This window comes from Actinosynnema sp. CS-041913 (assembly GCF_050942485.1).
In the GTDB taxonomy this organism is placed as follows: Bacteria; Actinomycetota; Actinomycetes; order Mycobacteriales; family Pseudonocardiaceae; genus Actinosynnema.
In genome coordinates this window covers 4253632-4264147 of sequence record NZ_CP192037.1, presented here as the reverse complement: position 1 = coordinate 4264147, position 10516 = coordinate 4253632, and the positions used below count along the sequence as shown (strand labels likewise).

Below are 10516 nucleotides of genomic sequence, written 5' to 3'. Positions count from 1 at the left end.
GACCCCGCCCACCCGAGCCAAACACCGGGAAACTGGACTGTATTTAATTGCCGCGACTCCGTCGCGGCGGGGTGAGGCCGCCGGGGAGTCGGCGCATCGCGGGTCGTCTTCGGCCGATCGAAAAGCGTGATCGGCCGAAGACGAGCCGCGACACACCGACGCGGCCTCACCCTGGGGTGGGGCGGCCGAACGGGGGCTGGGGGTGAGGGGGCCGAACGGGAGGCCGAGGGGGAAGGGGCCGAACGGGCGAAGTGGGAGTGCCGAACGGCATTAGCCGGTTTGGGTTGGTACGGCCATCCGGGCGTTGTCCTGGCGTGCCGCTTTGGCGGGCCGCAGTGCGCGGCTAGCTTGACGCCGTTCCACGACGAGCCATGGGGGCGATGGGCATGGAGCGCTATCAGGATCCGGCCGAGCTGGTGGAGATCCTCGGCGACTGGGCGGGCACCAGCGGTCCGCTGTACCGGCGGCTCGCCTCGGCGTTGGCTCGCGCGGTGCGGGCGGGTGACCTGCGGCCCGCCGAGCGGCTGCCGTCCGAGCGTGACCTGGCGAAGCTGCTGCACACCAGCCGCGCCACGGTCGTCGCCGCCTACGACGAGTTGCGCGGACGTGGAGTGGTGGACAGCAGGCGGGGCAGCGGCACGCGGGTCAGCCGCACCGCTCCCCGGCCGCGGGCCGGCGCGGACGGCCGGGTGCCGGGTGGTCGGGCCACGTCGATCTTCCAACGCCTGGTGGACGGGCCGGGCGAGGTGATCTCGCTGTCCTTCGCGGTGGAGCCCGCCGCGCCGGAACTGGCCGGCATCACCCGCGAGCTGGTCGCCGAGGAGCTGGACCTGCTGCTCGCCGAGACCGGCCTGTACCCGCGCGGGTACCCGCCGTTGCGGGACGAGATCGCGCGCTACTACGACCGGCTCGACGTGCCGACCGCGCCGGACCAGGTGTTGGTCACCACGGGCGCGCAGCAGGCGCTGGGCCTGGTGGCGCAGATGTACCTGCGGCCGGGCGCGGTGGTCGTGGTGGAGAAGCCGAGCTGGCCGGGCTGCCTGGACGTGTTCCGGGCCGCCGGCGCGACCCTGGTGTCGGTGCCGCTGGACGAGGAGGGCATCCGGGTGGACGGCCTGACCCGCGTGCTGGCGGAGCACGAGCCGGCCCTGCTGTACCTGATGCCGACCTTCCACAACCCGACCGGCCTGCTGATGTCGGCCGCCCGCCGCCGGCGGGTGGCCGAGATCGCCGCCCGCCACCAGGTGCCCGTGGTGGAGGACAACGCGTACATGTCGGTCGGCACGGGCGGTCTGGCGATCCCGCCGCCGATCGCGGCGTTCGCCCCGGCTCGCAGCGAGGTGCTCACCGTCGGCTCGCTGGCCAAGGCAGCCTGGGGCGGGCTGCGGATCGGCTGGCTGCGCGCGTCCCGCGACGTGGTGGAACGGCTGGCCCGCTACAAGGTCCGCGCCGACCTGGCCGGCCCCGTGCTGGACCAGGCGCTGGCGGCCAGGGTGCTGCCGCGGCTGGACGAGATCGTGGCCAACCGGGCCGTCGTCATGCGCGCACGGCTGGAGCACCTGCGGGAGCTGCTGACCGAGTTCCTGCCGGACTGGTGCTGGCGGATGCCCGACGGCGGCTCGGCACTGTGGGCCGAGCTGCCGGACACCGACGCCCGGGTGTTCGCGCAGATCGCACTACGGCACGGCGTGGAGATCGTGCCCGGCGCGGCGACCGACCCGTCCGGCGGCCACGACAACTTCATCCGCCTCCCGTTCACCCTGCCCGCAGCCACACTCACCGAACTGGTCCACCGACTCAACCGGGCCTGGCAGGACCTGCACCGCCGGGGCGCGGACAGCCTGCCCCTGCACTCCGCGGTCTGACCGGCCACGACGAACCGGTGGTGGGACCGGAGGACCGACACGGCAAACCGGTGGCACGGCACACCGGTGGTGGGACCGGCAGATCCGGTCCCACCACCGGTTCGCTCAACTGGCGACGGTCGCCGAAGTGGCCGTGCCCCGCGCCGTGGCCGTGGCCTGCGCCGCCGACCGCGCCTTGGCACGGGCCGCACGCGACGGCACGCCGTTGACGTCCTCGGTCGACATCGCATAAGTCCCCGCCACGAAGGCGATCGAGTCCGCGTTCGTGTGCAGGATCGTGCGGTCGATGTTGCCGAGGTTGTCGCACGCCGCGTCGTGGCACGGGTCGAACGGCAGCCCCGCCACGCCGCCCCACTTCGCCTGCTGGGCAGGCGTCTTGATGAGCTGGATGCCCGCGTACGGGCCGCCGGTCGGGATGCCCGCCGCGATGAAGTTCGAGTAGTCGCCCGCGCCGGCCACGTTGGTGCCCTCGGTCGGGATGCCCCGGCTCGCGAAGAACGCCTGGTACGCCCGCTCGATCTGGGCCGAGCCGTACGGCATCACGCCGAACCCGTCGGAGTTGTCGCCGTCGTAGACGAAGTAGCCGCCGTTGGACGAGCCGACCGCCTGGACGTCCAGGTACAGCGCGATGTCCAGTTGCTCCTCGAAGCTCAGCGTCGGCAGGTAGCCGACGGAGCCCGAGTTGCCGGGGTCGCCGCCCCAGAACGCGAACCGCACCGCGTTGTCCACCTCCGGCGCGGGGCCGAGCTTGAGCGCCAGCTCCAAGACGGTGGCGATGCTGCTGGCGTTCTCGTTGATGCCCGGTCCGGCGCGGAAGCTGTCCAGGTGGCCGCCGAGCGTGATCACGTTGTCCGTGCGGCCGGTCCGGGTCTGGGCGATGAGGTTGCGGGACACCGTCGGCTCGTAGTGCCGGCGGACGTCCACCGTGGCCGGCACGCCGTCCTGGGTGACCAGGGCCGCGCCCGCGTCCATGCCGACCATGACGATCGGGATCTTGGCCTGCGCCGGGTCCATGTAGCCCAACGCGTTGCCGACGGCGTAGTTGTAGACCACGACGGCCTTCGCGCCCAGCGCGGCGGCGACGTTCTGCTTCACGGTGAACGTGCAGACACCGCGCTTGAGCAGCACGATCGCGCCCCGCACGTCCCGGCCGGCGTAGTCGGAGGCGTCACAGCCGGGCGTGTCGTCGGGCGGGATCACGGCCAGCGGACCGGTGAGGCCGCCGACCGGGGTGTCCAGCGAGCCGTCCAGCGGTGTCGGGTCGGCTCTGGTCGCGCCCACCTGCACGACGGCCGCGTCGATCACCCGGCGTTGGTAGGTGAAGTCCTGCACGTGGACGTCGAACCCGGCCGAGGTCAGCTTGCCGCGCACGTAGCCGACGGTCTCCTGGAAGCCCGGCGTCGGGTCGGCCCTGGTGCCGCCGTTGCGGTCGGCGATGCGCTGGAACGCGATCAGGTGCCGGTTGAGGTCGGTCACGGAGACGTCGCGGACCAGCTTGTCGGCCGGCGACCCGGCCGCCTGGGCAGAGGGCGCGACGAGCCCCAGCGCGACCACCGCCGCTCCGACCACGGCGGCGACCCGACGTGTCCTCGTTGCTGCGAACATGGATGTCCCTTCCACGGTGAGATCAGGTGCGGCTAACGGGATTCGGCGGCGGTGATCTTGGTCACGGCCGACCGGGCAGCGGCCCGCTGCGCCCTGGGCGGCACGCCGTTGACGTCCTCGGTCGAGGTCGCGTAGGTCCCGGTGACGTGGGCGAGCGCGTCGGCGTTGCGGTCGAGCGCGGTCCGGTCGACGTTGCCGAGGTGGTCGCAGCGCTGCTGGTGGCACGGGTCGAACGAGACACCGGCCGTGCCGCCCCACTTCGCGACCTGGGCGGGCGTCTTGGCGAAGTGCGAGCCCGCGTACAGGCCGCCGGTCGGGATGCCCGCCGTGATGAACTGGGTGTGGTCCCAGGCCCGGTCGAAGTTGGTGTCCTCGGTGGGGATGCCCCGCCCGTTCAGGTAACCCGCGAAGACCCGTTCGATCTGCGCCGAGCCGTACGGCATCCGCCCGTACCCGGCGGAGTTGTCGCCGTCGTAGACGAAGTAGCCGGCGTTGGTGGAGGCGAGCGAGTTGGAGTTCAGGTAGAGCGCGATGTCCAGTTGCTCTTCGAACGACAGCGACCGCAGGTACGCGCCGGCCGCCGTGTTCGAACCCTCGGCGCCCCAGAACGCGAACCGCACGGCGTTGCCCACCTTCGGCCGCGCGCCGAGCTTCAGCGCCAGTTCCAACAGGACCGCGGCCCCGGTGCCGGTGTCGTTGATGCCGGGCCCGATGTCGGTGCTGTCCACTTGGGAGCCCGCCAGCACCACGTTGTCCGTCCGCCCGGTCGCGGTCTGCGCCACCACGTACCGGCTCGTCGTGGGCTCGATGTGGTTGCGGATGTCGACCGTGGCCGACGTGCCCGCGACCGCCGACAGCGCGGCGCCCTCGGCGGCGGTCAACCCGGCCGACGGTATCCGTGCGGACGCGGGGTTGATCTGCCCCAGGCCGGGTCCGTTGACGTTGTTGTACACCAACACCGCGACCGCGCCCAGGTCGGCCGCGACCACCTGCTTCTGGGTGAACGTGCACGAGCCGCGCCGCACCAGCGCCACCCCGCCCCGCAACTCCAGCCCGGCGTAGTCGGCCGCCTCACAACCCGGTGTGGCGTCGACCGGCGGCACGACCAGCGTCCCGCTGACACCACCGGCCGGGGTGTTCGGCGAGTTGCCGAGCTGCGTGGGCGCCGCCCGCACCGCGCCCGCGCTCACCGCGGCGGCGTCGACCGCCACCCGGTCCCAGGTGAACGAGGGCGTGCCGACCTCGAACCCGGCCGACCGCAGCCGTTCGGCGATGTAGTCCAGGCTCTGCTCGTAGCCGGCCGTGTGGGCGGCCCGGTTGCCCCCGGTGCGGTCGGCGATCCGCTGGAACGCGATGAGGTGCCGATGCACCTGGTCCACGGTGACATCCCGGACCAGCCGATCGGCCAACGACGCCTCGGCCGCACCGGCGGGCAACGCGGCAGGCGCCAGCACAACGGCGAGGGCGCCGCACACCACGGCCCGCCGCCACTTGGTCATAGGCACGAAAACTCCTTGTGGGATAACGAAACGCAGGCACAACGACGCACCGCCGCGCACGACGACCGCGTGCCGGCGGACAATGGTTCCCGGCACGCCGACGACCGCTCGCCGCCGGCGGGACCAGCCTCGCCCAGCGACGTCCCCTAAACCCGTACCAATGCGGACCAAAGTGGCCCGCCGTCACCCGCGCAGGGCTTCCAGCAGCTCGCGCGCCTCCGCCCGGCACAGCTCGCTCCACCGGGCCAGGTTCCGCGCCGCCGTGGCCCGGACGTGGTGAGGGGTCGTCACGTCGTGCGCGATCTCCCGCGCCACGATCGCGGCGGCTTCCCGGTAGTCACGCCGCAACTCGGCCATCGTCTCGGCACACCGCAGCCTGGCCACCGGGCCGTGCGTGCGGTCCTGGGCCAGCTCGCGCAGCGCACGCGCGCCTTCCTCGGGTTCGAGCAGCCCGATGGCTGCGAGCACCGTCCGGCGGTGCAAGGGGTTGTCGGTCCGCAGCCCGCGCAAGAACCGCAGCATCCCGGCCCGCAGGTCAGGCCGAGTGAGACCGAGCACCTCAGCCGCCCGCACCCGGTTGGGCAACGCCAGCGTGTCGTCCGCAATGATCGCTTGCAGCACGGCCACACCGAGTTCCGACCCGCGCGTCCCCGATCCCATCAGGTCGCCCGCCGCGTGCCGGCGCAACACCGGGCGGCACAACGGGTCGGTGGCGATCGCGTGGAGCACGCGCGCTCCCGCCGCGCGGTCCTCCGAGGAGTAGTCGCGGAGCCGGACCGCGGCGGTCCACCGGATCGCCGGGCTTGCCCGCTCGTCGTCCCGGATCGCCCGCACCGCGTCGAGGCCGTCCGTCCGCCGCAGCGCGAACAGGGCGTCCAACCGCACCACCTCGGCGACCCGCTCGTCCCGCGCCACGCGGCGAAGGTGGTCGGGCACCGCGTCGGGCGGGTCCGCGGTGATCTCGCAGAGGAACCCGGCCGCCCGGTGACGCGCCCGCCACGACCGGGTCTCGTCACCGAAGACGCCACGGGCCTCGGCCACCACCCGGCGTCGCCACGCCGGCCCCAGCTTCGCCAGTTCCCGCGCGGCGTCGAGCCTCCCCGACGCCGCCAGCAGGCTCGCGGCCTCCGCCACGAACCGGGCTGACAGCCTGCCCAGCTCGACCGCCGCGGCGACCCGTTCGGCAGGCCTGGTCTCCGGCCCGGCGAGCACATCGCGGATCACGCGCTCCGTTTCGGCCGGCAGCCGTTGGTGGCCGAGCGGGTCCGTTCCGGGCACGCGGTGTCGAATCGGGGCGGAGTGGTCGGCCAGCAGGAGCCGGTCGAGTTCCGGCCGTGCCTTCCCGGACAGGTGGGCCGCCGACTGGTGGCGCACCTGGCTACCGGACGACGGATCGCCCACCACCGCCACCACCAGCCGGGCGGCCTCGGCGGTGGGGGTCGGCGTCAGCAGGTAGGCCCAGACCACGGACAGCGCGCGCTCCTCGGCCGTCAGGGTCTGGTCGAAGCCGAATCGCCGGAGCGCCGACAGGGCCACCGGGCCGGCGGACCGGTCCAGCCGCGCCAGGCAGAACGCCGCTGTGATGCGGTGGCTCACCATCTCGGTCTCGTCGTCGAGCAGTGCGCGGTGGTAGGCGACGGCGTCGTGCCGGGCGCTCGAATCGGCAGCGGCCAAGTGCCGCATGACGTTGACGCGCACGGAGGCGTGCAGGAACTCGTCGGAGATCTGCGAGCGCAGTTCACGCGTCGCCTCGTCGGCGAATTCGGGCCGCAGGTCGGCGAGGACCGCTGCGGACGCCGCCCGCACGGCGCGGGTGGCGTCCCGGTCGGAGACCAGCCGCCGCAGCGCCTGCGCCACGTCTCCGCCGAGCGCGGCCAGTTGGCGCACCTGGCTCTCCCAGACGGCGGCCTGTCCGCGGTCGTGGATCCGGAGCACGACGGCCACGGCGTCCGGCACCCGATCCGACGCGGCACGGGCCAGCGCGACGGCCGCGTCGCCGCGAACGAGCGCCTCCGCCGACTCGTCGGCGACGATCTCTCGCAACGCGGCGACGATGTCCGGATCGCCATGGTGCTCCAACGCATCCAGCGCCCGTGCGACCTGGCAAACCGCGTTCTCGGATGCGGCGGGGTGGCACGCCGCCGCCTTCAGCGCGTCCGCGAGTTCGCCACGCGGGCCGGCGGCCACGTCGGCGAAACCCGGCACCCACGACCACAGTCCGCTGAGCGGCACGAGTCCGGAGCGCAGCAGTGCGACCGCCCCGTCCACCGCCGCGAGGTGCCGGCCGAGGTCGAGCAGGCTCCGCGCCGCTGCCAGGCGGGTCCGGGTCTTGCGCGCGGGATCGCGGAGCACTGCCGTGAGCACCTCCGCCGCCTGCGCGGGATCATCGGTGTCCGAGGCGAAGAACAGGACGCCGAGTCCTTGTGACGACCAGCCGTCCTGTTCGTCCGTCGCAGCGAGGTCGAGCAGAGCCGTCGAGGCTCGGCGGCGGAATTCGCTGCCGAGGCTCCCGAGTATGCGCCACGCGAAAGGATGCACATCGGGGTCGGGTTGTCCGGAGACGATCGCGAGCAGGTGCCCGGCCACCTCGGCGTGGAACTCCGGCCCCAGTCGCGCCAGTGCCCCGGCCGCCTGGGCACGGAGGGAGGGATGGGCATCCCGGTCGGCGAGAGCGGCGCGCAGAGCGGCCACCGCCGGGGTCCGGTGCGGTTCGCCCAGCCCAGCGAGCCGCGCCCAGGAGGTCGCGCGGTCGTATACGCCTGCGAGCGGGTCGGCCGCCACCTCCTGGAGCACCCGCGCCGCTTCGTCGTGCTGGTCGGGCCCCAGGTCGATCAGCGCCCTCGCCGTCCACAGGAGGTTGTTCGGATTGGTCGCCGGATAGGTGAGCACCGCCCGCAGCAGCCGCACCGCGGATGAGCGGAAATCCGGGCCGAGCCGGGCGAGGGCGACCCCGATGTCACGCCGGTCGCCCGGTCCCGCGGAGGGCTCCGCCGACAGCGCGAGCAGGTGGCGGCCCGCCGCGACGCGGTGCTGCGGACCCAGTTCGGCGAGCGCTTCGGCGGCGTGGACGCGATCCGTGAAGTCGACGCGGGGGTCGGTCACCAGCGCGGTCAAGGCGGCGACCGCGTCGGCGGACTGCTGGGGGCCCAGGGATGCCAACCCGATCGCCGCTTCGCGCACGCCTCGGCCCGGTGAGGTGCGCGTCCGCAGGACGGTGCGGAAGACGTCCGCGCCGCGCTCGTGGAACTCGACGCCGATTTCGACCAGGGCGGTGGCGGCCTCGATCAGGTGGGCGTCCGGCGTCTGAGGGTCGCGCAACAGCCGATCAAGCCGGTCGACGGCGTGCGCGCGGGCGTCCGGCCCGAAACCGGCCAGCACGACGGCGGCGTTGCGGTGGTTCAACGCGGTGGCCATCGGGTCCGCCAGCACGGTGCGCAGGCCGCGTTCCGACGCCTCCCGCTCGCTGCCTCCGCACTCGGACAACGCCTCGGCCGCGGCGAGCCGGTGCTTCGCCGGGATGTCCGGGTCGTCCACCACCGCGCGCAGCTTGGCGACCGCCTCAGCGGTTTCCGGCCCGCGCAGCCTCGTCGCCAGGGCCGCCGCCGCCTCCACCCGCGACTCCCACGGCGCGCCCGCGTCCCGCATCAGGTCCGCGAGCCACGCCGCCAGGCCGGGGTGGTGCGCCGCCCGGCCGGCCTGCGACAGGATCTCGCCGCCGGGGTGCTGGGTCGTCATCGCCCACGCCCGGACCGTGGCGAGGAACGCGGTCACGACCTCCTCGCCAGCCGGCACGCGGGAGGCGAGCAGCCGGGCGGCGAGCAGGTGCAGCTCCGCGTCGCCCTCGTGCGACCACCGCACCAGCCGGTCGGCTTCGGCCGGGTGCAGGCGGGTGTGGTGGAACAGGACCATCCTGGCGTGGCGGCCACGTTCCTCCGGGCGGGCCGCGTGCAGCAGGTGGGCGAAATCGGTGTGGTCGGGGTCGAAGCGATCCGGCAGGAGGCGGGCTCTCGCCGTGGCGGCGAGGTGTTCGGCGAAGCTGTGGTGCAGGAAGCGCAGGTCGTCGCCGTGGCGGGTGAGGGGGCCTACGGCGGCGAGGAACGTCGTCAGCTCCTCGCGCCAGTCGCCGGCGAGATCCGCGAGGTGGTGCTGTGCCCAGGCCTGGGCGGCGGCGACCAGCGAGGTGTCGGCTTCCAGGCGGATGCGGCCGAGGTGTTCCAGCAGGGCGTCGCAGCAGTGGTCGAACGGGCCTCGGGTGGTGGGGCGCCCGGATCTCAGGTACTTGAGGTACGCCTCGTACAGCTCGTAGCGGTTGTCGGGCAGCGGGCGGTCGTCGTGCTGCTCGAAGATGATCGCGGCGATGGTGGCCAGGAGCGGCACGCGGACCAGCTCGTCCAGGTGCGCCTCACGGACCTGGCGGACGAACCGGTACGCGCTGTCGCCGCCGTCGTCGAACCAGTTCTCGGCGAAGCGCCGCAACGCCTCCTCGTCGAACGGCTGCAACTCGTACCGCGCCGCGCCGACCCGCTGCAACGGGGCCAGCGCCGCGCCCTCGATGGGCCTCGTGGTGAGCATCACGCGGTAGGGCGACTCGTCCGACGCCCACGCCGCCAGCACGGCCACCAGGCGGTCGCGGCGGGTGGCGTCGGCGACCTCGTCCAGGCCGTCCACCAGCAGCAGCCACCGACAGCCCACGACCCGCTCGCCGAGCGTCCGCGCGTCCACCGCGAAGCGCAACAGGGAGCCGTACTCGACCCGCACGGCGTCCGCGAGCGCCTGGGCGAACGGCAGGTCGAGCCGCGTGGCCAGTTCGCGGGCGGCAAGCCGCACCGGCACGACCGGCTCCGTGAGCGGGATCCCGCCGTCGGACGCCGTCCAGCGGGCCGCGATGTCGGCGGCTAATCGGAGGCTCAGCGTCGACTTGCCCTGACCCGGTCCTCCGGTGACGAGCAGGTGGTCGTCACCGTCGAGCGCCGCGCGCACGGTCCGGGACGGCGGGCGGACGGCCGGCCGGGCGACCGGCGTGCCGGGCGGGTCGACCAGGCGGCGCCGGCTGTCCAGCATCGGGGTGGGCCGGTTCTGGTCGGACGGCTCCTCGTGGCCGCTGCCCAGGTCCTGCCGGACGTGGACGGTGGCCAGCGACGGCCGGCGCGCACCCGGCAGCCGGTACGGCAGCTCCCGCGCCGCTTGGACTTGGGCGCGCAGCAGGAACCGGATCTCCGGCGGGAGTTCGGGTCGGGTGTCCCAGCCCTCGGGCGGCGGGTGGTGGGTCGGGGCTTCCGCCGGAACCGCTTGCACGTCGCCCGCAACGTGGTTGATGTGCACGTCACCGTGGATGTGGCCGGCTTGCACGGCGGGTCCGTAGACGTGGCCGCCGATGTGGTTGGCGGCAGGCGTCCACTCCTCCTGGGCCAAACCCGACCCCTCTCTCCCGTGGCCGCATGGTCTCACGGTCGGACCGGAATCGAGTGGGCCCGACGGCCCCACCGGCAGACGATCAGGTCGACCCCCGGCGAGGGCCGGGGGTCGAGCACCTGGCGGACATCCGCG

At 73.7% G+C, this 10516-nt stretch carries 4 protein-coding genes; 1 reads left to right on the top strand and 3 read right to left on the bottom strand.

Translation table 11 applies throughout. The features are described 5' to 3' along the window. Positions 1-386 precede the first annotated feature (386 nt). Positions 387-1865 (top strand): PLP-dependent aminotransferase family protein, encoded by a 1479-nt coding sequence (locus tag ACQPZF_RS20015; RefSeq protein ID WP_433273795.1) that lies wholly within the window; start codon positions 387-389, stop codon positions 1863-1865. A gap of 105 nt (positions 1866-1970) precedes the next feature. Here ACQPZF_RS20015 and ACQPZF_RS20010 read toward each other — a convergent pair whose 3' ends face one another. The 3 genes from ACQPZF_RS20010 to ACQPZF_RS20000 form a co-directional block, all read right to left on the bottom strand. Next, a complete protein-coding gene (locus tag ACQPZF_RS20010) occupies positions 1971-3470 on the bottom strand; it encodes a M28 family peptidase (RefSeq protein ID WP_433273793.1) in 1500 nt (499 codons plus the stop codon). A gap of 32 nt (positions 3471-3502) precedes the next feature. After that, complete coding sequence (locus ACQPZF_RS20005; protein WP_433274630.1) at positions 3503-4969, bottom strand: M28 family peptidase; 1467 nt, start codon at positions 4967-4969, stop codon at positions 3503-3505. 183 nt (positions 4970-5152) lie between these two features. Continuing rightward, complete coding sequence (locus tag ACQPZF_RS20000; RefSeq protein ID WP_433273791.1) at positions 5153-10381, bottom strand: NACHT domain-containing protein; 5229 nt, start codon at positions 10379-10381, stop codon at positions 5153-5155. Positions 10382-10516: the final 135 nt, after the last annotated feature.

Bases quoted from the DNA above. Each gene is read 5' to 3' on its own strand.
- ACQPZF_RS20015 (WP_433273795.1), top strand. From the start codon at position 387: ATGGAGCGCTATCAGGATCCGGCCGAGCTGGTGGAGATCCTCGGCGAC.
- ACQPZF_RS20005 (WP_433274630.1), bottom strand. From the start codon at position 4,969: ATGACCAAGTGGCGGCGGGCCGTGGTGTGCGGCGCCCTCGCCGTTGTG.
- ACQPZF_RS20010 (WP_433273793.1), bottom strand. From the start codon at position 3,470: ATGTTCGCAGCAACGAGGACACGTCGGGTCGCCGCCGTGGTCGGAGCG.